Here is a 23056-nt window from a genome sequence, read left to right as displayed (position 1 = left end):
CAAGTGAATTGGGCGATTGTATGTGGTTCCATTAACGTGCAACGGATGTTGCCCCAACATAGTGTTAATTCTATGCAGTATCAAACCTTTCCCGGTGTTAAGGGAGGGTCTAAATCATTAGACAAGTTAGCCGCGCTTCGATTACCTGATTTACACCAAAAACGATTTTTAGATGTTGGTTGTAATGAAGGTTTTTTTTGTGGTTACGCGCTGTTTGAAGGCGCCAAGAGTGTAACAGGGATAGACCAATCACAAGAAGCGATTGGACGGGCTGCATTGCGGTTTCCCGAGGGTCAATTTCTGTGTCAATCATGGCAAACGTTGCCAGAAGGGCCTTTCGATGTCATCACCTTTTTGTCGGCATTGCATTATGCGGATGATCAAGAGGCATTGATTCATCAAATTATGCAACAGCTTGATCCCCAAGGGGTGCTCGTGCTTGAAATTAGCATTGCGCCCGGGAGCAAAGATGCATTTGTGCCGGTAAAACGTGCAATCGATGAGCGCTTATTTCCTACACGGATTAAGCTTGGCAGCATGCTCAAAGACTATGCGTGGAAAGTCGTTGGCCACAGCGTTAAACAAGCTGGCGACCCATTACAGCGATATGTGGTGCATGTACGAAAATGCCGCCCTTATGCGTATTTGCTAATGGATAAACCGGGCACGGGCAAAAGCACTATCGCACGGCGTTTATTTGAGCAAACCGACATGGTCACCCTGTCGGGCGATCAATGCTACTACCGAATTAAACAGCAAAAAATCACGTGCAGCCCCGAGATACAAGCGATTGTTGATGAGCTCTACACCTCGTCAACGATTGATAAAGTGACGAAAAAAATCTTCGAGCAAGGCCTGCATCAAGAACTTGTCTCCATATGGAAAGAGCAGGCTGGTTTTGCCGACTTTGCATTGGACTCGTTTGTCCCAGAGTCATCTCGTGCCGACATTGCTCAGGCGTTTTTTGATAGTGGCTATTTTCCGGTAGAGCTGCAATGGCCACAGGCGCACACATTAGGCGTGCCATCACGGACGCCTGAGCGCGCTGCTGCGTATGCAAAGCACTTAGCAAAAACCTCACTCAGTGAGCAAGCTAAATGTGTGCGTGTCACTCGTCAGCTCCCTGAGAAGTGGCGTGATCGCTTGTGTTTTCACTTAGACTCGCCCGTGAATAATCAGCTGATTGTTGAAGATAACACAGTTCGGTTTTCTGGGTGGGCCGGCTGGCTTGATGAAACGGATCGTGAATTGCAGCTAGTGGTGAGCCAGGGCACTAAGCGTGAAGTATTTAATTTTGCCCGTGAGCGAAAGGATGTGCTTGCGACTTTGTTTCCGGATCAAAACTATCCGTCGCCGTACTGGGAGCAATCGCCGTGTGGTTTTAGCGTGAGATATAAGCTAGACGAAAAGAGCGATGAACCAGTACAGTTGTCGTTGCAGGCAGATAACCACTGTGTCCCTATTGCCACAGTTCAATTAACAGTGTCACGTGGAGAACAAGCGACGTCAGATAGTTACCAACAGCGCGCGAAGCGTTGGCTAAAACGTTGTCTGACGCAGAGTTAAGTCGTTGTTTAAAATCAGTACTTGATGGTACGCGCCAAGCATCGCTTGGCGTTTTTTTTCTGAGCCGGCGCCTAAACCTTAGTCGTCTCTATCCATGCAGTAGAGGGGCGGATTAAACGCCGTTTTTCCGAGGTTTATTCTCCGTTAGAACCCTTGCTTTTTGCTTTTTTATTCATACTAAAGCATTAGCCTTTGATCAATGCCGTTTTGTGGTGGGAAATGAACAAGTTGCTGTTCATTCTGTATGGATTGGTGGTGAGGTTGCACTTGATAATCCGATAGATCAACGGCCAATATTATCTGAGGTCAATGAGATTTTTTTGGTGATAAAGAAATCAATAATCAATGGCTTATGGATTTATTCTCTGGATGAAAAGTTAGATATGTATTTTAAAACAAGCACTTATGATGTTTTTATTTTATGGTAAAAATATCAATGCACGTGGGTTTGATATTTTGGACGTTCTAGTTTTTTGACTGATAAATAAGGATAATTACCTGTAGCCGCCGCGTTCTTTTTTAATAAATAAAAATATCAATAATAATTGCTGTCTTCATTTCTGTGTACTAATACTTTTATAAGTACACTGAAAGAGGCAGCGGTTATGAAAGAATTCTTTCGGTTATTGCAAGTGTGTAGCTTTAGTTTTTTTTTACTCGCCTGTAATGGCTCGAGCGATTCCTCCTCAGAGGGCACCCCCTCCGGGCCGGGCTCCTCAAACCCGGTAACGTCTGCGATTGTGGGTATGGCGATCGATGGATACCTTGAAGGTGCGACCGTTTTCCTCGACTACAACTTTAATCATACTCTCGACGATAGCGAACCCAGTGTTTTGACGGAGGAACAGGGACGTTTTTCGGTGGATAAAGCCGCGTTGGAGGTCTGTTGGCAATATGTGCCGATCGTGGTCAATGTGCCGGTCGGCGCCTTTGATTCCGATTATGGGGAGGTCACACGCGACTACCAGCTCATTGCAACGCCTCAAGTGATCCGTGAGCAACGCCTTGGTGAGCAACAAGCCGGTAATTTAGTGATTTCACCTTTCACCACGCAGATATGGCAAAAAGCCATTGCAGCGTGGCAACGTACTCAAGACACTGAACTCGATTGTGAATCAATGCGCACGGACTCTGATACTCGCGAGCAATTGGTGAGCTTGCTCGACGAGGCGGAGTCAGACATTCGCGACACTTACAGTCTCTCGACCGAACAGCTTTATAACGACTTTATCGAGAGAGGGGATAGTCGTACGCACAATATTGCTCAGCAATTTGCTATTGGGCTTCAGCAAGCGTATGCCGAAAAAGCGCAACTTGAACAGCAATATCCTGAATTATCAGAGGTTACGCGTTTATATTTGCCCACCGTTACACAGGGTGATGGCCAAATCGGTGGAAAATGGTTACGTCATGACTTTGGTTTTGCGGAAAATAAACAGATGCATCGGGTATCAGAGGTGTCTGGCACGTTTGATGCGATTACCAAGTCCGTATCTATCTATCAGCGGGGTGTAGAACTCGTTGGTGAGGTGCGGCGGCGTGTAGCTATCCAATCGAATGGCGGTTCGACGTGCACGGTGACGGTTGAATACGGTGCAAACTGGCAAGCGAGCCACTACCGCATCAAAGGCAGGGCGACGACGGATTTTGATGAGGCACAAGGGCGTTGTCTGTTGCCAACCAGTGATGCCAGCACGTTAGCGACGCTTGAGGTTGATGTAGAAGCCGATGCGTCATCGAATCGCTCGTATGCGAGTGAGCATACATTTTCGCCAGGTGAGAATGTGATTGTTGATGAAGTTTGGCAGCGGATGCATGGTAGCGATGCTCCCATCGTGGTGGATTTGTCACGATTAGACTTTATTGAGCCTGCTTTGTCTTTCCCTGAGGGGTACGGTGCCGATACTTGGACGCGCTCAAGACGCGATATTGTCAGCGATAGTGAGCAATTAGAGCTTAAACGCTTCGACAGTGGTTTGTGGGTTGAAAGCCGCGTACGTGATGATGAGGTGACGGCGCTACGGTGTGGCCCTGAATTTGATCTAGTGGCCGCTGAGTCGTTGGCTGAGTGTTATCAGCGTTTTGGTGTGCCCGTTTTTAAAGAAACGTTTGATGGCAGTTTGTCTGAATTTGCCATGGACTTGTTTGATAAAGAGTTGGTTGAACGTACTGACACACGGGGCGCGAATAATTCAACCGGCATTCAAGTGCACTATGAAGGATATGAGCGTGGGAGTCGTCGTGTGTTAGATAAACAAGACCTGCCGCCCGCTTCTCGTTATACACTGAGTTTTAATGTCGAGTTTTGTGAAGATTTTCAGTTTGTAAGAGGTGGAAAGATACACGGATTGGGGCCCTTGCGTGCCATTACTGGCGGACGAGAAATGACTGATGAAGGTTGGAGTGTGCGTCTGAGCTTTGGTGCTACCGGTACCTTATCCACCTATATTTATCATCAAGATATTCCAGGGACCTATGGCGACTCTTGGCGAGTCCCCAACTTTACCTTTACCCCCGGTCAGTATTACCACTTGCAGTTAGTGGTACAGGTGAACCAACCCGCTTCAGCATCTAATGGTGTGGTAGAAGTTTGGATTGATGACGAGCAACGTATGGTGGTTGATAATTTACGATTACGCGCCAGCGATGGAACAGACAGTTATATCCAGCATTTGCTATTTAGTACCTTCCATGGCGGGAGTGATGAAACGTGGGCACCCAAAGATGAGGCGGGTAACTTCACCACCGAGTGTGCCTACTTTGATGATTTTATGATTTCACACTGATTGCGCGACAGCGCAGAATGATTAAGCGTGAAGAACCATGCTGGGTGGCATGGTTCTTTTTTTGCGCAATGTTAAATGATGGCATGCGTGTGCTGTGATATGCCCGTGTTGAGAGGGGTATGCTAAAGTAGCGGGCAGCCATTCAGACCGATTTTTTTAAGGATATCATGTGGTCGCGGAACAATTAAAAGCCCTATTTGATGCCGAGTGGTATTTACGCCAGTACCCGGATGTTGCTGACGCGGGGGTCGATCCTTGGTGGCACTTTTCGCACCATGGCTGGAACGAGAATCGTATGCCTTGTGCGTTACCCGCGTTTGAATGGGAGGCGGTGCTTTGGCATCAACCTTTACAGCGTGAGCAGGCATTAGCGACGTTAACATCCTTGTTTACTCAGCCGGAAGTTGATCACGCGGATATTCATCGGAGCTTGGCGGGATTTGTTTTAGCGCGTTTTTATGCCAGTGAGGGCGAGTACGCGTTAGTTGCTGATTATATAAAGCCCATACTGTGCGATGTGACAGCGCGCTTTTTGGTGCCTGAGCAAGCGCCTTGGCTGCTGTGTTTTTCTGCACTGTATCACCAAAAACAGGAAAATCAGCTATTGGCATTGCTATCTGATATGGCGTGGCCGGACGGATGGGAGCGTCAACTCGCGCTCGGAATGGCTCAAGGTGCTAACCAGAGTTGGGAAGCCTTACAACGATGTTGGGTAAATGCAGGGTTGTCGAGTGCGTCAGCACCCAGCGGCTTACCTGTTGACTCGTCGTCTGACGCGTTACGTCCGCCAATGAAAACGCAGCGTGTTTCGACCACGCTCGGCTGGCGGCGATTGTTGCCTTGGCGGTATCGGGTGTCTGTTGTTATCCCATGTTATAACGCGGCGCAGACTATTGGTCGTGCATTAGCGGGCTTATGTGCGCAAACATGGCCTTTCCTCGAGTTTGTGGTGGTTGATGATGCGTCACGTGACAATAGCGTCGATGTGGTGAAGCAATGGCAGGCGCGTGACGCAAGAATTCGCTTGGTGCAACAGGCGAAAAATCAGGGTGCGTATGCAGCGCGTAATCGTGGCATGCAGTGCGCGAAAGGCGATTGGCTCACCGTACATGATGCCGATGATTGGTCCCACCCTCAAAAGATTGAGCGCCAAATGCAAGCGCTGTTGTCGGATCGTCACGCCGTTGCGTCGGTATCGCATTGGATTCGCTGTGACGAGAAGTTGCAGTTTCAACGCTGGCGGATGGAGCAAGGCTGGGTGTACCGAAATGTCTCGTCGTTGTTAATAAAACGTGAGGTGCTTAATGCGCTTGGTTTTTGGGACAATGTTGCAGTTAATGCGGATACTGAGTACTACTATCGCTTGCAGCATATCTATGGCTCTGACGCCATTGTGGAGGTGATGCCAGGAATTCCTCTGTCTTTGGGAATGGTGCTAACTGAGAGCTTAACGCAACAAAGTGCGACTCACTTACGCACCCAGTTTTATGGGGTGCGAAAAGAGTATCATCATAGTGCCTTAGCGTGGCATAGCACCATGCAATCCCAGTTACCGCTTCCCGCTGAAATGACGACGCGTCCTTTTGCAGTGCCGCCGCGTTTATGTAAAGGATCACCGGCATTACAGCAGGATAACTTTGTGCGTTATATACGTGAACATCAGTGGGTGGATGAAGGGTGGTATCGACAGCGCTATCCGGATGTAGCGGCGGCGAATATCGATGCGGTAGAGCATTATCTTACCCATGGTTGGCAAGAAGGTCGCGATCCTTGTGCGCATTTTTCAAGTTCTGCTTATTTGTATTTGCATCCAGATGCGAATGCAGTCAATCCGCTTTGGCACCGATTAACTCACGATCCAAACACGCCGCCTATCCCCCTGTCGATTCCAGGACAGTTAGATGTGGCTCCGTCAAAAAGCGGTCGTAAAACTGAGCATCCTGCTGTGGTATATGTGGGGCATCAGGTGTCGAACTATCAATTTGGTGCTGAGCGTAGTTTTGTCCAAATTCTGCAACAAGTGGCGACACACAAAGATTGGCAACGCCAAGGCTATCGGATTGAAGTGGTTTTGCCTTCGGCCACTGACGATTATGTTGAGCAAATTCTCCCGTTCTGTCATCGCGTCACTTTTATTCCTACCCCTTGGTGGCATCAAGAACGCTCTGTGCTTGAGGAGTCAGTCAATATTTGGGTTGATTGGCTTGAGTACGCGCACGCTAAGGCCGTGTACGTCAATACGTTAGTGATGGAGGTGCCTTTATTGGCAGCCAAACGACGGCATATACATACGGCAGTCCACGTCCGAGAATTACCCGAGCATGATCCCAGTTTATGCGCTGCATTGGGAACATCACCAGGTGCTTGGTTATACCATTTTGATCCCTTGGTGGATACGTGGATCGCTAACTCACAGGCGGTGGCGCAGTGGTTGACAGACGTGCGTAAGCCGATCGTGTGGCAAAACCCTTGGCGTGCCCCAACGGGGAATATCGTGAGTATTCCCAACGGTTCGCGTTTACACGTGGGGATGTTGAGCAGCAATATTGCTAAGAAAGGTATCTGGGATATGTTGCGAATAGCCGAACAGGCGATGTTGCAGCAGCTTCCCATCGATTTTTATCTTTATGGTCCTCAGACAGACGATATTGTGACCATGCGGGCTGATAACGTGCCCAGTAATCTGCACTTTGCTGGGTACGTTGATAATCCAGATGATGCACTTGCCACATTAGATGTTGTATTAAGCCTTTCTCATTTTTATGAGTCGTTTGGGAGAACGGTGTTAGAGGCGCTAAGTATGGGTCGAGTAGTGATTGCGTATGCACAGGGGGGCATGGTGGATTGGGCTGCAGACTCGCCGATTATTTGGGCTGAGTATTTAGATTATACTTCAGTCACTGAGCACTTAGCAGCACTTTGCGCGGATAGACAAGCGCTGCAACGGCGGGCTCAAGATAGCCAACAGTGGGTCAAGCAGGCATTGCCCGACAGTGAAGGTGTCGAGAACTGGTTGTTAATTTGCGAACAACTGGTTCGGCAAGATGGTAGGGTCAAGTCAATCGAGAGTGAACGGTGCTAGTCCCCACTTATCTTTGAGCCCCGTTGATAGGGGTTAGTTGTAGCGTATTTGAGTAGTTGAGAGAGTTATGAAGTCTAGTCAACAGTTGCACGTGGTGCGACATAAGATCGATGTCTCAAGTGTCTTAGCGTGGCATTTGGACGGGCCAAGGCCCGGTTTGGCGAATGAGGCTGCAGGCGATGCCATGCTTAAATTTCATGGTTGGTTGCTTTACGAACCGATTTACCGAGCGACCGTGTGGGTCGATGACGGCGAGCAACGGCATAGCTTTGAACTAACGGTTGAACGCCCAAATGTGGTGGAGCAAAAACTTGGCGTGAGCGCCGAAAATCATCCTCTTCGGCGCTGTGGTTTTCAATTTGAGGTGCCGGTATTCAATAAGCCGTTTACGTTTGGTTTTCGCGTCAACGGGCAATCAATGACTGTGTTGGAGGGCCAGTGGTTAACTCAACCGCAAATTGCGGCCATGGAGCAGCCGCAAAAAACCTCGATATGGCAGCGTTTTAAAAAATGATTCAGTTACGTTTCAGTTTCTTCCTCAAAGTGGTCTTCTTCTAGGCGTAAAGTAAAATCCTCTCGATGACGCGTAAGATGTCGGCTGTAGTGAGGATCATTTTGAATCACAGTTTTCCAGCGTTGTTTCATGAGTGTGATCTCTTGTTGTTCTCGCGCTTTCTTCGCCGGCGTATCTTCTTTTCCGCGGCTTTTAGACTCGTAATGGTACAAGGTCGCGCGGGGGGTCCATAGGTTGGTGTAGCCTGCTTGTTGCACCTTGAGGCAAAAGTCAACGTCGTTAAACGCAACGGTGAGCTTTTCATCCAGACCGCCGACAGCATCATAAATGGCTCGTTTGACCAACAGACAAGCTGCGGTAACCGCCGAGTAGTTCTGACTGCACGCTAAGCGCCTTTGGTAGCCACGACTGTACACAGAGTAATGTTTGTGTGCGTGGCCTGCGAGCCCCCATATTCCTAAAATAACCCCTGCGTGTTGGATGGTATCATCAAAAAACAACAGCTTAGCGCCCACACAGCCAATTTCGGGACGACTCGCTTGACGCACCATTTCGGTAAGCCAGTTGGAATGAATCACTTCCGTATCGTTGTTGAGTAAACACACGAGATCGCCGTCACTGTGTGAGACGGCAAAGTTGTTAATCGCTGAGAAGTTAAATGGCTGATTGTAGTCTAATATCTCTATATTACGTTGCTGACCAATTCGCTGAAACCATGCCAAGGTGTCGGGGCAGTCACTTTGATTATTCACAATGATAATCTGGTAATGAGGATAGCTGGTCAGACGTAAAATGCTTTCAACACATTGACGGGTAATTGCCAATCCATTCCGGGTGGGAATGACAATCGAGACGCGCGGATAGGGCGACGGTAATCGATAATGGCAGTGATATACCTGATGCATTTTATCGAATGTGACGCGCTTAATACCATGGGTATGGTGTTGAGTCAGCTGTTTGAGCGCCTGCAGAACCTGCTGTCGCTCGTTAAACGGAATGTCTTCTTGATGGGGGCTGTGCTGGTGGAAAAGTATGTGTGGAATATGAATACAAGGTTGATCAGTAGCAGGTGCGCTTATCCCAGCGTTGAGACAACGCACATGTTGAGGCATGTTTATATAAGCTGATGTCGTTGTATTGCCGCTAAATAATACGGCGCGCCCTATATAGTTGTAACTTTTCAGAAGGTCAGGGCTCCATTGGGGTTTGAAGGCCGGCGCGTCGCGTTGTTGCTTGTCGGTTATTTGATCATGATCGCTGTAAACTAAACGGGCATTTGGGTTTTGCTCGATGCATTGCGCAAAAAACGTCAATGCGTTTGGGGCCCACTGATCCCCCGGCGTCACAAAGCCATGCCACGCTTTCGTTGAGTATGTCGCGCAATGGGAAGATATGATTTGAATACGTTCATCATTGAGAGCATCCAGGTGATCAGTTAGCCAATCTGGAGGTGTCTGGGTGAGCAAGTTAAGCTGCCATTGCTGATGCGTTTGCTCTAAAAGGCTTTGAATAGTGAAATTGATTGCTGACTTTTCGTTCACCGAAACGTTATCTGCAATATCCATCCACATGACGATCGCGATATCTTTTACGCTTTGGGGCTCAGGTAAGCTGGGCTGAAAGTGCTGTTGCCAAAACGTATAGGGCGCCTGGAAAAGCGTTTTGCCAATGAACATTGGATGATAGGTTTGAATCAAACGTTCTCGCGCAAATGACCAGCCTGCCCGCTTTTGTCTTGCTCTTGTAATACGATAAATCTGTTGCCAGTTGCCACCATTCTGCCGATCGCGTCGCGAAATCGTTCTGAGCATGTGCATCATCGCTCGCGGTTGCGAGACACGTTTGATATTAATCGTCGCCTGGATATGTGCTTGGAGTGCTGGCCATACCAGAGTCAGATGATGAAGGGGGGTTGGACTATGAAAAACTAACTCTAGCTTCCCCGGTGTTTCACATCCTAGCGGAATCGGGGCGTGATCAGGCCCAAGCTCTACAAGGACGGTGTTACCAATCTGTGAGTCCGAATCGGTGTGGTAAGTGATCGTCAACTGATACCAACCAACCTTGGGCGTGTGCTGCTGTAGATTAATTGCTTTTTTTGTGCTTTGACGAATATCCCAATAGCGCTTTTTTATCTTAGCGTTCACGGATCCATGATCACCTAAAGCAAGGTTGAGCGCCACAAACTTCTTGGGTCGATAAGCGTTTAAATATCGAGCACAAGATGGTGGCGCCTCAGAATTTGAGCGAATTGATGTAGAAGTCATGGGCACAGTATTCAAACAAAATATATTAGGCGGTAATATACAGATTTTTGATAGTCAGTGAAAATTATCATACACGTGCTCGATGGATACTGAATGAATAATATGGAGAAAGAGTCGCAACTGACGCAGAAGGGAGACACCTCTGATGACGATGAGAGCGGTCTACTACTTAAAGGCCCATTAGCGCAATCAAGACACTATTGGTTAGCGCTTTGTATTGAACACGCTTGGCAATACCAAGGGTTTGTTGTTGAATTTATCGATAGTAGTGGCCAGAAACAGTACGTACCGGTGGGTGCCAGTTTGCAAGGTGTTGTAAAGCAGTGGATCGATTTACCTACGGGCGCACGTGCAATTCGTATCCGCGATTGTGATTTGAGCGGTCGAGCTAGGGTGGTACTCAATCATAAAATGGTGAGGGCGGCGCAGTCTATTTGGTCTTTAGCCTATCAAACTCTTTCCTTATTATTATCACTTCGTCGCCATGATGTGCCTGATAGAACAGGGTGGGTTCGACAAGTGCTTAGTTGGTGGCGTCGTTTGGGTTTGCCTGCGACGTATCAGCGTTTACAGTTATGCAAAGCTCGATCACCAGCGGTGCCACTAACAAATTGGTGGCGAGAGCATTACGTGCAAACAGCCAGTCAAGTTGCTGCGTTGAAAGCAAAGCTGAGCGATAAGATTAGAAATCAGGTTGTGGTGTGGATTTTTGCGTCAGATGATATGACGCAAGAAGGCTTTGTGGCGACGTTAGAATCTTGTAAGGGCCAAGACGCTGAGATATGGATTGATTCGCGAATTCCTTTTGCAACACCTGGACATATCAGCGCGCGAGTTGCGACCATTGATATGCTGTGCGATGAGCCGCGTTGGACATGGTGTTTAATTGTACCGGTCGGGGCAAGGTTATTGCCTTATGCGGTTGCTTGTTTCTATCAAGCCAGTATCAATCAGAATCGCCTTAAAGTTATTTATTCGGATCATATTCATGGTGGGGTGACATCGCCCGTCGAATCTGTGCCAAGTCACATTGACTTGAAGCCAGATTGGTGTCTTGAACGGCAGCGTGCGGCGCATTATTGCGGTGATGTATTATTTGTTGATCGCTCCGTGTTAGCGCGATTTAAAGCATTGTGGTCAGAAAAAAAGTTGATGAATCGCGCTTATATTCCTTACACGCTATTGTTAGCGTTGTCAGAAAACCATCTGGTTGATGCCTTTCATCATATACGCTTACCTTTATGGCTCCAAACTTATACGCATCAACTCTCTGAACTCAATACTGTACTGACCGATCATTTGTATCGCTGTGGAATAAGTGCTGAACGTATCGCATCGGATCACTGTGTTGCGAAACTTAACTATACCAGTGTCTGGCAGCCTGTGGTATCGATGATTATCCCGTTTCGGGACAATGTGGCTATTACTCAGCAATGTGTCGATAGTGTATTGGCATTAACCGAATACGCTGAGTACGAAATATTACTGGTCGATAATCAAAGCCAAGAACCTGAGACGCTAACTTGGCTGCAGGATATCGTAAAACACCCAAAAGTGAATGTAGTGCATTACGATGAAGCATTTAATTTTTCAGCGATTAATAATTTTGCTGTTGAACATGCACGTGGTGAAGTTGTTATTTTGCTCAATAATGATACGCAGGTTATCGAGAAAAACTGGATTGAGGCAATGGTGGGTTGTCTGACTTTGCCTGCTGTTGGTGTTGTGGGTGCTCAGCTTCTGTTTTCGAATGGGCTTATCCAGCATGCTGGCTGTGTGGTTGGACCGCAGCAAGTGGCGACGCATCGCTTAGCGTTTCATTCGCTAGACATGGTGGAAAAGCGCTGCGAGGGTACCTTGGTTCAAGAAGTCAGTGCAGTCACGGCGGCGTGTTTAGCGATGCGGAAATCGCTTTATCAGTCTTTAGGTGGGCTGAACGAGCAATTGACGGTGGCGTTTAATGATGTGGACCTGTGTTTGCGTGCGCGTGAAAGTGGCTTGCGTGTTATGTATACGCCATTTGCTCGATTGTATCATCATGAGTCTTTGAGTCGTGGTAAAGATAGCACGCCGGAGAAAAAGCGGCGTGCAGCCCAAGAAGTTGAGTTCATGCACCAGCGTTGGTCGATAAAAGGCTATCAGGATCCTTTCTATCACCCTCGGTTAGATGCAAGATTGGCAAATTTTGCTCTCAACCCGTTTCCTCAAGAGCTCATCGATTGGAGCCAACTATGATGTCGACAGATTCGTCATCCTCCCAGTGGGTAGTGATTCAAGAGCGTGAAAATCCTTCATTTGATTTTTTTGTAAGACCTAAGCTGTCGGCGATGCATGCAGATTGGCAATGTGTTTTATTAGCTGAGACCCCTAATCAATGTCTCACTAGTCACGAAACTGATGAGAGCGAGCCAGGTGAAAAATTGAATCTTCTATTTGTTCGCTATATGAATAAAACATGGCGGACGTGGATTAAAAATAATCGTCAAAAAATAGCGTCAATTGTGTTGTTTATCGATGACGATTTACTGGATTGGCAAGCGACATCCGGATTAACGATTCGCTATCGTTGGAAGCTCTGGAATTATGCCTTGAAACATCAGCGGTTTTTACGTGATATCGGTGCGCAGTTATGGGTTGCGAATCACTATCTAGCGAAAAAATATGCGAGTTGGCAGCCAGTGGTGTGTCCACCAAGTACATGGCAGGCTCAAACCATTACTCAGACTATTTTTTACCACGGATCGGCAAGCCATAAGCAGGAGTTTTTATGGTTAAAGCCGCTATTTGAACGGCTATTGTGTGATTTCCCTCATTTAAGTATTGAAATTATTGGTGACGGTGAAACCAATCTTTTATTTCGACACCTGCCACGAGTGCATGTGTTACATCCGATGTCTTGGCCGAATTATCGCGCTTTATTGGCAAGGGGCGGGCGTCATATCGGTTTAGCTCCCTTGCTAGATAGCCAATTCAATGCCGCACGATCATGCACGAAGTTTTACGATATTACCCAAGCGGGCGCAGTGGGCGTTTATGCCGAGCATCCAGCTTATCGAGACCAAGTCATTGACCAGGTAAATGGGCTGGTAGTTCCGATGGATCATGAGCGTTGGTACAACGCGATTGCCATGTTATTAAAGGATCAAAATTATTACAAATCGCTACTTGCTAGGAATGTGGTAGATAAAGAATGAACTTTTCTCAGTTTTTAACCATTTCTCCAGCGTTATCAAGCATTGCGCATCTATCGGAACTCATTGGGCAGCCTATTCGATACTTGTCGCCCATGAGGCGCTATGTTTCTCTAAACCTCTCTTCTCGTGCAGCGGTTGTCGCATGGGGGAATAAACCTTCGTCTTTAAAAGCAAAGCGTTTTGCTGAGCGCAGACAGCTGCCTGTTGTTCGCTTAGAAGATGGATTTTTACGATCGCTACTGCTGGGGCATCAATCACCGCCGCTTTCTATCGTGATAGATGATGTGGGCATCTATTATGATGCTGCGCGACCTTCTCGGTTAGAGCAGTTGATAACACAGCCATTATCTGAAGCGCAGAAGCGAAGGGCGCAAGAGCTATTAAAACAATGGCAGACACTCCGAGTATCCAAGTATAACCATAGTATTGAGAAAACGATTCCTGCTATTGATAAGCCGTTCGTATTGGTTGTTGACCAGACCAAGGGAGATGCCTCTGTGCGCGATGGTCTCGCCGATGAGAGCTGCTTTCGCAGAATGTTGGATAGCGCGCTAACCTTGTATCCGAATCATCAGGTTGTGATAAAAACTCACCCGGATGTATTTGCAGGTAAAAAATCTGGCTACTTAACGGGGCAAGCGGCTGCTGATTTATTCAAGGCTCACTCAGATCGAATCGCGCTATTAGCCGACGATATTCATCCACCCAAACTGCTTGAAAACGCAAGTGCGGTCTTTTGTGTGACTTCTCAAATGGGCTTCGAAGCTCTTTTATGGGAGAAAGTAGTTCATACGTTTGGTATGCCTTTTTATGCAGGGTGGGGCGTTACCATTGATGATTTGCCCGCTCCGGATCGAAGGAAGCCCGTGACCATTGAACAGCTTGTCTATGCTGCATTGATTTCATACCCCCGCTATTGGCACCCAGAGTGGCAACGGTCCTGTCAAGTAGAAGATTTAATGGCTTGGTTAGCATTTCAGCGTCAGCAGTCGCAACGTATTGTTGGTGATATCACAGCCATTGATATGCCTCGATGGAAAAAGCCTGTACTCGTTGACTTTTTGAAAGGTGCAAAACTAGAGTTTGTGTGCCAACATAAAAAGCACATCCCCTTGATTGATAAAGCCTATAAACCTCTACCTGCGTCTCAACGGATTTTACGCTGGGGGAATGCAAAATCGGCAGATTTACGTGTGGAAGATGGGTTTATTCGCTCGGTTGGTTTGGGGGCTGATTTGATTCGACCTGTGTCTTGGGTGGTTGATGATTTGGGTATTTACTATGACGCTTCTCGCCCATCACGTTTAGAGCGCGTTTTAATCGAAACGCGTTTTTCTGAATGTGATCTACAGCGTGCCAAGGCAATAATGAGTCGCTTGGTTGAACTCAAACTCAGTAAATACAATATTGGCGATAGCGCTTGGCAACCTCCACAGGGGCAACGAGTGATATTGGTGCCTGGGCAAGTTGAATCTGACGCATCTATTCGCTTTGGATCACCTGAATTAAAGAGTAACCTCTCTCTGCTCCAAGCGGTGCGAGAGAATAATCCACATGCTTTTATCGTATACAAACCTCATCCAGATGTGCAGGCGGGTTTGCGGTTGCAAGGACAAGATGAGCAAACCGCCGAGCAGTTTGCCAATGAAGTTATTGGTAACGTTGATATGGCTTATTTGCTGGACCATGTTGATGAGGTGCATACCTTAACATCATTGACTGGATTTGAAGCCTTGCTACGTGGCGTGCCTGTGACCTGCTATGGCCAGCCATTTTATTCGGGGTGGGGGTTAACTGAAGACATTTATCCTCATGAACGTCGAGGTATGCAACGTACATTGCCTGAACTAGTGGCAGCAACCTTAATCTACTATCCTTTTTACGTTAGCCCCGATACAGGCTATTACCTCACACCAGAGCAGACTATTGGTTGGATGCACGAACAGCGGCAAAGGCCTTCGAAAAAAAACCATCTATCTCAGTGGCTATTTAGACAATGGTTAAAGTTGCGTAGGCATTAGTTTGAGAATGCGATACGAGTAGCCTCGTACTCGCATTGAGGTTCTAGCTTTTTCTGTACGCTGTATTTAAAAGCTCGAATACGGAATACGGAGCGCTGCGCTTACAGAATACTGAGAAGAGTGGAAAGCAGGGCCTAGTTCCTAGATCCTAGGCCCTAGGAACTTTATCTACAAAGGTTATCGGGACAGGCACTTTTGGTTAGGCTGCTTAGCGTTGCTCCGTTAACATACAGCTAGGCGGTTCTCGGTATTTGAAGGAGGTAAATCATGGCTGAGCATGACACAGAAAAGACCATTCCCGAGCGTGACCAGCGGCGGTTTGCGGTGTCGGCTAATCGAGGCAAAGCGAGTCATCGTATTCGCTACGTCGAGTCGGGCGGTGCCTCGGTGAATAATGAAGAGTGCACATTTTGCCAAGCGGTGCCGGGTTTAAGTGAGCAACCAAGGTTATCGGGACAGGCACTTTTGGTTAGTCTGCTTAGCGTTGCTCCGTTAACATACAGCTAGGCGGTTCTCGGTATTTGAAGGAGGTAAATCATGGCTGAGCATGACACAGAAAAGACCATTCCCGAGCGTGACCAGCGGCGGTTTGCGGTGTCGGCTAATCGAGGCAAAGCGAGTCATCGTATTCGCTATGTCGAGTCGGGCGGTGCCTCGGTTGATAATGAAGAATGCACGTTTTGCCAAGCGGTGCCGGGTTTAAGTGAGCAACCGGAGAACGAAGAGAGCCGAGACGCTTCGCTTCTACAGACAAGAGACTAGATAGAGCAGATCGCGCTCGCATCAGGGTCTTGCTTTTTCTGTACTCTGTATTCGTGAATGGGAATACGGAGCGCTTCGCTTACAGAATACGGAGAAGAGCGGAAAGCAGGGCCTAGGATCCTAGGACCTAGGCCCTAGGAACTTTACCTACAGGACTAGGCACGATATGCTTTTTTCCGTATTCTGCCCCTAGGACCCTAGGACCCTAGGACCCTAGGACCCTAGGACCCTAGGATCTCTCTAGTCTCTCCCACCCCCTAATGTGATCTTCCCCTCCCTTTACTAATGATTCCAATATCAATAGTCGATCCTTCTCACATCTGTGATGTTTGCAGATGGTGAAATTTTTCTTTCATCTGCATTATTTACTCATATCGAAACGTTTCGATGGCGTTTTCTCTCAGGAAAAAGCCAATCACAAGAAAACGTGACAGCGCATGGTAAGCGCTGATTAAGTCCATCGTGAGTGAGAAGGTGATGAATGAATAAACATGGTTTGCTCCATCCAGAACTTGCACAGCTAGTCACCCAAATCGGGCATACCGATGAATTGACGGTGTGTGATGCGGGGCTGCCGATCCCCAACTCGGTGTCGCGTATTGATTTGGCGCTGACCCAAGGCGTGCCGAGCTTTATGCAAACGGTCGAGGCGGTGTTAGCTCACACTTGCATTGAGTCGGTGGTGATTGCAGAAGAGCTTGCAGCGGTCAGCCCCGCGCTACATCAAACTTTGCTTGCACGATTAGAGCAAGAGAGTGCTGCTCGTCAGCAGCCGATCACTGTGACCACGATCAGCCACGAGGCGTTTAAAGCACGCACGGTGCAGAGCAAAGCGGTGGTGCGCACCGGAGAGTGCACGCCTTATGCCAATGTGATTTTCCAAGCCGGTGTCACCTTTTAGGTGGGCCTAAGCGAGTAACCACAATGACGCAACCTATCTTACAACTCAGCCAAGTCGTAAAAACCTTTCCCGGGGTGCGCGCCCTCGATGAGGCGAGCTTAAATGTCTATCCCGGTGAGGTAATGGCACTACTCGGTGAAAATGGCGCGGGCAAGTCCACCTTGATGAAGGTACTCACCGGGATTTATCACGCCGACAGTGGTGACGTGAACTATCAAGGCGTGCCGGTCTCGTTTAAAGGCCCGCGTGATTCGCAGCAAGCGGGGATCAGTATTATTCACCAAGAGCTCAATTTGATCCCAGAGCTTACCATTGCAGAGAACATCTTTTTAGGCCGCGAGTTTACTAACCGGTTTGGCAAGATTGACTGGACCAAGATGGCTGAAGAAGCCGATAAGCTGTTGGCGCGTTTAAATGTGAAAGCACGTGGCACTACGCCACTTGGCAGCCTGAGCTTGGGTGAGCAGCAAATGGTGGAAATTGCCAAAGCGCTGTCGTTTGAGTCGCAGGTGATCATTATGGATGAGCCGACCGATGCCTTGACCGACACCGAAACCGCCTCGCTGTTTGCGGTGATCAACGAGCTGCGAGCGCAAGGCTGCGGCATTGTTTATATCTCTCACCGTTTAAAAGAAATTTTTGAGGTCTGCGATCGGATCACCGTGTTACGCGACGGCAAGTTTATTGGTGAGTGTCCCGTGAGTGATACCGATGAAGACGGCCTGATTGAAATGATGGTGGGCCGCAAACTCGCTGAACAATATCCACGAAGCGATGTTACCCCTGATGGAATAAGCCTTGAAGTGGAAAATGTCAGCGGCCACGGGGTGGAAGCGGTGAGTTTTCAGCTGCACCGTAGTGAAATTCTGGGTGTATCGGGCCTGATGGGCGCCGGGCGCACGGAGTTAATGAAAATTATCTATGGCGCCATGCCGCGTGAAGTCGGCGTTATTCGGCTTGATGGCAAGGTGATTAACCCCGTGAGCCCACAAGATGCGCTGGCCAACGGCATTGCTTACATCTCTGAAGACCGCAAAGGCGAGGGCTTGGTGCTGGGGTTATCGGTGAAAGACAACATGTCACTCAGTGCACTCGATAAGCTCACCCATTGGGGAAAAATTCAGCCGCGCGATGAAGTGATGGCAGTAGATGATTTTATCCGGCTTTTTAACATCAAAACCCCCACCCGCGAGCAAACCATTGGCAACTTATCGGGCGGGAATCAGCAGAAAGTGGCGATCGCCAAAGGGCTGATGACTAAACCGAAAGTGCTGATCTTGGACGAGCCGACTCGGGGGGTCGATGTCGGCGCCAAAAAAGAGATTTATCAGCTAATTAACCAATTTAAAGCCGAGGGCATGAGCATCATCTTGGTGTCGTCAGAAATGCCCGAAGTGCTTGGCATGAGCGACCGCATTTTAGTGATGCACGAAGGCCGTGTATGCGGTGAGTTTGATGCCAAAGACGCTAACCAAGAAACCCTGCTTGCCTGTGCGGTAGGCAAAGATGCCAATGAGGATGCAGCATGAGCGAGAATGCAATGAATAAGTCCCAGCCGTCAGAAGATGGACGTAAACCCCTGTTCAGCAAAGCATGGTTGATTGAGCAAAAATCGCTCATTGCCCTGTTGGTGCTGATCGTGGTGATGTCATTTTTAAACAGCAACTTTTTCATGGTCGACAACCTGCTTAACATCCTACGTCAAACCTCGGTAAACGCCATTATTGCCGTGGGGATGACATTGGTGATTTTAACCGCGGGTATCGACTTGAGTGTTGGCTCGGTGTTGGCCCTGTGCGGCGCGTTTGCCGCGAGTTTGATTGCGGTTGAGGTGCCAGTGTTAGTGGCAGTGCCCACCGCCTTGTTTGCAGGCGCGGCGATTGGTGCCATGACTGGCGTCGTGGTGGCCAAAGGCAAGGTGCAGGCGTTTATTGCCACCTTGGTCGCAATGACCCTCTATCGTGGCGTGACCATGGTGTATACCGATGGTCGCCCCATCTCAACGGGCTTTACTGAAACCGCGGACGCGTTTGCCTGGTTTGGTACCGGCTACCTGTTGGGCATTCCCGTCCCCGTGTGGCTGATGGCAATCGTGTTTATCGGCGCGTGGTATCTGCTTAATCACACCCGTTTTGGCCGTTATATTTACGCACTTGGTGGCAATGAATCTGCGGCGCGGTTATCGGGCATTAATGTCGATCGAATCAAGGTGGGCGTGTATAGCCTGTGTGGCATGCTCGCGGCCCTGGCAGGGATCATCGTCACCTCGCGCCTGTCCTCCGGACAACCGACTGCCGGTGCTGGCTATGAGCTTGATGCGATTGCCGCGGTGGTGCTGGGCGGCACCAGCTTAATGGGCGGTAAAGGCAAGATCATGGGCACATTGATTGGTGCGCTGATTATCGGCTTTTTGAACAATGCCCTTAATCTGCTGGACGTGTCGTCTTACTACCAAATGATTGCCAAAGCGGTGGTGATTCTGCTCGCCGTGCTGGTGGATAACAAAAACAAATAGCTGTTTGAGACAGCGCTTTTCGAAACAGAGAGCTTGTTGGAGAACTTGTTGGGACAGACACTTTTATTTCTGTTTAATTAGCAATTAAAAACAATACCCTACAAACACAAAAGGACTGAACGCATGAAAAAACTGACTACCTTGATTACCACCGCGCTTTTGTCGTCAACGCTGAGCATCAGTGCGCAAGCGGAAGATAGAATGGCAATCGTGGTTTCAACCTTAAACAACCCATTTTTTGTCACCATGAAAGAGGGCGCGGAGCAGAAAGCGGAAGATCTCGGTTATGAGCTCTTGGTGCTTGATTCGCAAAACGACGCCAGTAAAGAGCTCTCGAATGTGGAGGATTTAACCATCCGTGGCGTTAAAGCCATTTTGATTAATCCGACTGACTCAGACGCGGTCTCGAACGCCATTCGTATTGCGAATCGCGCGGAGATCCCGGTTATCACCCTAGACCGTGGCGCGAGTCGTGGGGAAGTGGTGAGTCATATTGCTTCTGATAACGCTCAAGGCAGTAAAATGGCGGCGGAATACATCATCGGCAAAGTCGGTGAGCGTGCCAAAGTGATCCAACTTGAGGGTATTGCTGGCACGTCAGCCGCACGCGAGCGTGGTGAAGGCTTTATGGACGCCATCGAGGGTACCGACGTTGAGCTACTCGCCAGTCAGCCTGCGGATTTTGACCGTACCAAAGGTCTGAATGTGATGGAAAACCTGCTTGCCGCACACCCAGATGTGGAAGCGGTATTCGCCCAGAACGATGAAATGGCATTTGGCGCGTTGCGTGCGGTGCAGGCATCAGGCAAAGATGTCACCATTGTCGGTTTTGATGGCACCAAAGATGGTATTGCGGCCGTTGAACGTGGTCATCTGGCAGCAACCATCGCCCAGCAACCGGGTATGATTGGTGAGCTTGGTGTTGAAACCGCGGATAAGGTGCTAAAAGGCGAGTCGGTAGACAGCTACATTCCTGTGCCGCTTAAAGTGATCAGCCAAGAAACGATCGCTGAATAAGCCGTCAGGGCAACGTATAGTGAGCACCATCGGGTTCGCACTGGGGGTGGTGCTTTTTTGATTTAAAAACGGTAAGGAATAGTAATGAGCCGATTGGTTGTTCTTGGCAGCGTCAATGCTGATCATGTTTTACGTGTCCCTCACTTTCCGCGTCCGGGCGAGACATTACACGGCCACGATTATGCCGTAATTGCCGGCGGCAAAGGGGCCAATCAAGCGGTCGCGGCGGTGCGTTGCGGTGCCGATGTCGCCTTTATTGCCAGTGTAGGTAATGACGCATATGGACAAAATATTCGTCAATCATACGCGCAAGAAGGGATGGATGTCAGTGCGGTGAAGGTGCAGGCGAATACGCCGACCGGGATTGCGATGATCCAAGTAACTGATCAGGGCGAGAACAGTATTGCGCTCTCGGCAGAAGCTAATGCGGCTTTGACAGCAGAGGCTATTACCGCCGATCTCGACAGAATAGCCGAGGCTGACTATTTACTGATGCAGTTAGAAACACCGATGTGCGGCATTGAGAAGGCGGCGTTTCATGCCAAAGCGGCAAAGACTCACGTGGTGCTTAATCCCGCCCCAGCCGCACCGCTGAGCGACGCGCTTCTTGCCGCGGTCGATATTATCACCCCGAATGAAACGGAAGCCCAAAGCCTGACCGGTATCGCGGTAACTGACACTGCCAGTGCGCAAGCGGCTTCGGACGTGCTCCATGAAAAAGGGGTAGGGATTGTAATGATCACCCTCGGCAAACAAGGCGTATGGCTGAGTGAAAAAGGCGAACAAGCGGGCCAGCTTATTCCTGGGTTCAGGGTCGATGCCGTCGATACCACTGCCGCTGGCGATACCTTTAATGGTGCATTGGTGACAGGACTGATAGAGGGACAGACACTTTATCAGGCGATTCGCTTTGCGCATGCCGCGGCGGCATTATCCGTGACTCAGCGTGGCGCACAAACCTCGATTCCTTCTCGTGCAAATGTTGAGGCGTTTTTGACCCACCAAGATGCTTAATCGTTATTTCACCTTAGCCAGCGGAGCGCGATAAATGGCGACCATGAAAGATATTGCTAAACGGGCGGGTGTGTCGACATCGACGGTCAGTCATGTCATTAACAACACCCGTTATGTGAGTGAGGCGATTGCTGAGAAGGTAAACCAAGCTGCGAAAGAGCTTAACTATTACGCCCCGTCGGCACTGGCACGCAGCCTAAAAGTGAATCGAACTAAAACCTTTGGCATGCTGGTAACCACTTCCACCAATCCGTTTTTTGGCGAAGTGGTGAAGGGCGTCGAGCGCAGCTGTTATCACAATGGCTACAGTTTGATTTTATGCAACACGGAAGGCGACGCTGAGCGTATGCGTGCTTCAATTGATACGTTGTTGCAAAAGCGGGTCGATGGTTTGATTTTGATGTGCTCGACCTTGGAAGGTGAGCGGATTGAAGGCTTTGATCGTTATCCGGATATTCCCGTGGTGGTGATGGATTGGGGGCCGATTGATTTTGCTTGCGATAAAATTCAAGACAATTCCTATCAAGGCGGCTATTTAGCGACCCAGCACTTGATTGACTGTGGCCACCGCCAGATTGGTTGCATCAGTGGTCCTTTGCTTAAACAACAAGCACAGCGCCGTTTTCAAGGCTTTAAAGATGCGCTGCGCGATGCTGGACTTACTGAGAACGCCGACTGGATGGTAGAAGCGGACTTTGAGTGTGAAGGCGGCTATCAAGGTTTGCAGGCGATCGCCGCGAGCGGCTCCCTACCGAGCGCGATTTTTGCAGGCAACGACATGATGGCGATGGGTGCGATCAATGCTGCCAATGCACTCGGCATTCGGGTACCCGAGGATCTTTCTATTATGGGGTACGATGATATTCATCTCGCAAAATTTGTCTCGCCCTCCCTGACCACTATTCACCAGCCCAAGTACCGTCTCGGTCAAGCGGCCGTCGAAACGCTACTCCACAAATTGGATGATCCTCAAAGTGACAGCCAAACCGTGCAGCTAGAGCCAACGCTGGTGGTGCGCGAGAGCGTGAAGCGGGTATAGCTATTGGGCGAGCTATCGGGGACAGGCACTTTAAGCTAACTAGATATTAGCAAACGGGACAGACACTTTTGAACACTCGGGGGACAGTCACTTATATGATTGCCCTAGAGAGCTAACGGGACAGACACCTTTATAATTACCCTAGCGGCGTAAGGGTGAAGCCGTCATGATGCCTGTCCTCAATGGCTTTTCCAAAGCCCCTCTATATCAGGGGGGCGATGAAATAATCATCCAAACGCTCGCTGAGTTATTTTATAGAATATATTGGAATATCATTCTGTTTGAGTTTCTGTTCGAATGACGATTATATGCAATATTCGTTGCTAGTGGCGATAATGACTAATATGCGTCATTTTAACAATTCTTTATACTGACAAT

At 48.8% G+C, this 23056-nt stretch carries 17 protein-coding genes; 16 read left to right on the top strand and 1 reads right to left on the bottom strand.

Annotated features, from left to right (window positions below; translation table 11 throughout):
- The first annotated feature begins 72 nt into the window (after window positions 1-72).
- From FCN78_RS08460 to FCN78_RS08440, 5 genes are all read left to right on the top strand, one after another.
- Entirely contained in the window at window positions 73-1566 is a 1494-nt protein-coding gene (locus FCN78_RS08460; RefSeq protein WP_167483331.1) for a methyltransferase domain-containing protein, read from the top strand.
- A 212-nt stretch (window positions 1567-1778) separates the two neighbouring features.
- The gene (locus FCN78_RS08455) at window positions 1779-1994 is read left to right on the top strand and encodes a hypothetical protein (protein ID WP_131825570.1); all 216 of its coding nucleotides are present in this window, start codon (window positions 1779-1781) and stop codon (window positions 1992-1994) included.
- A gap of 177 nt (window positions 1995-2171) precedes the next feature.
- Entirely contained in the window at window positions 2172-4352 is a 2181-nt protein-coding gene (locus FCN78_RS08450) for a polysaccharide lyase (RefSeq protein ID WP_077659468.1), read from the top strand.
- A gap of 169 nt (window positions 4353-4521) precedes the next feature.
- Window positions 4522-7434 (top strand): glycosyltransferase, encoded by a 2913-nt coding sequence (locus FCN78_RS08445; protein WP_077659469.1) that lies wholly within the window; start codon window positions 4522-4524, stop codon window positions 7432-7434.
- Window positions 7435-7501: 67 nt separating this feature from the next.
- Window positions 7502-7948: a hypothetical protein gene (locus tag FCN78_RS08440; RefSeq protein ID WP_077659470.1), complete on the top strand. Its 447-nt coding sequence runs from the start codon at window positions 7502-7504 to the stop codon at window positions 7946-7948.
- Between the two features lie 5 nt (window positions 7949-7953).
- Here the strand turns inward: FCN78_RS08440 and FCN78_RS08435 are convergent, their stop codons facing one another.
- The gene (locus FCN78_RS08435) at window positions 7954-10095 is read right to left on the bottom strand and encodes a glycosyltransferase family 2 protein (protein WP_158014705.1); all 2142 of its coding nucleotides are present in this window, start codon (window positions 10093-10095) and stop codon (window positions 7954-7956) included.
- A gap of 213 nt (window positions 10096-10308) precedes the next feature.
- Here FCN78_RS08435 and FCN78_RS08430 point away from each other — a divergent pair, with 213 nt between their 5' ends.
- The 11 genes from FCN78_RS08430 (at window position 10309) to FCN78_RS08380 (ending at window position 22678) form a co-directional block, all read left to right on the top strand.
- Window positions 10309-12450 (top strand): glycosyltransferase family 2 protein, encoded by a 2142-nt coding sequence (locus tag FCN78_RS08430; protein ID WP_077659472.1) that lies wholly within the window; start codon window positions 10309-10311, stop codon window positions 12448-12450.
- On the top strand, window positions 12447-13409 hold the full coding sequence (locus FCN78_RS08425) for a glycosyltransferase family protein (protein WP_077659473.1): 963 nt from the start codon (window positions 12447-12449) through the stop codon (window positions 13407-13409). The genes FCN78_RS08430 and FCN78_RS08425 overlap by 4 nt, the downstream gene beginning before the upstream one ends.
- Window positions 13406-15430 carry a capsular polysaccharide biosynthesis protein gene (locus tag FCN78_RS08420; protein WP_077659474.1) on the top strand — a complete coding sequence of 675 codons (2025 nt, stop codon included), beginning with the start codon at window positions 13406-13408 and terminating at the stop codon, window positions 15428-15430. The genes FCN78_RS08425 and FCN78_RS08420 overlap by 4 nt, the downstream gene beginning before the upstream one ends.
- Before the next feature lie 267 nt (window positions 15431-15697).
- Window positions 15698-15937, top strand: a complete 240-nt coding sequence (locus FCN78_RS08415; protein ID WP_077659828.1) for a hypothetical protein — start codon at window positions 15698-15700, stop codon at window positions 15935-15937.
- A 30-nt stretch (window positions 15938-15967) separates the two neighbouring features.
- Complete coding sequence (locus tag FCN78_RS08410) at window positions 15968-16192, top strand: hypothetical protein (protein ID WP_077659673.1); 225 nt, start codon at window positions 15968-15970, stop codon at window positions 16190-16192.
- Window positions 16193-16673: 481 nt separating this feature from the next.
- Complete coding sequence (rbsD, locus tag FCN78_RS08405) at window positions 16674-17093, top strand: D-ribose pyranase (protein ID WP_077659674.1); 420 nt, start codon at window positions 16674-16676, stop codon at window positions 17091-17093.
- 23 nt (window positions 17094-17116) lie between these two features.
- Window positions 17117-18622 (top strand): ribose ABC transporter ATP-binding protein RbsA, encoded by a 1506-nt coding sequence (rbsA, locus tag FCN78_RS08400; RefSeq protein ID WP_077659675.1) that lies wholly within the window; start codon window positions 17117-17119, stop codon window positions 18620-18622.
- The gene (rbsC, locus tag FCN78_RS08395; RefSeq protein WP_077659676.1) at window positions 18619-19608 is read left to right on the top strand and encodes a ribose ABC transporter permease; all 990 of its coding nucleotides are present in this window, start codon (window positions 18619-18621) and stop codon (window positions 19606-19608) included. Before rbsA ends, rbsC begins: the two co-directional genes overlap by 4 nt.
- 123 nt (window positions 19609-19731) lie before the next feature.
- On the top strand, window positions 19732-20625 hold the full coding sequence (gene rbsB / locus FCN78_RS08390; protein ID WP_077659677.1) for a ribose ABC transporter substrate-binding protein RbsB: 894 nt from the start codon (window positions 19732-19734) through the stop codon (window positions 20623-20625).
- 84 nt (window positions 20626-20709) lie between these two features.
- The gene (rbsK, locus tag FCN78_RS08385) at window positions 20710-21639 is read left to right on the top strand and encodes a ribokinase (protein ID WP_077659678.1); all 930 of its coding nucleotides are present in this window, start codon (window positions 20710-20712) and stop codon (window positions 21637-21639) included.
- A gap of 34 nt (window positions 21640-21673) precedes the next feature.
- The gene (locus tag FCN78_RS08380; RefSeq protein ID WP_077659679.1) at window positions 21674-22678 is read left to right on the top strand and encodes a substrate-binding domain-containing protein; all 1005 of its coding nucleotides are present in this window, start codon (window positions 21674-21676) and stop codon (window positions 22676-22678) included.
- Window positions 22679-23056: the final 378 nt, after the last annotated feature.

This window comes from Salinivibrio kushneri, from assembly GCF_005280275.1.
Classification (GTDB): Bacteria; Pseudomonadota; Gammaproteobacteria; order Enterobacterales; family Vibrionaceae; genus Salinivibrio; species Salinivibrio kushneri.
Note: the sequence above shows the minus strand (reverse complement) of the source record. Positions and strands in the feature narration are given on the sequence as shown.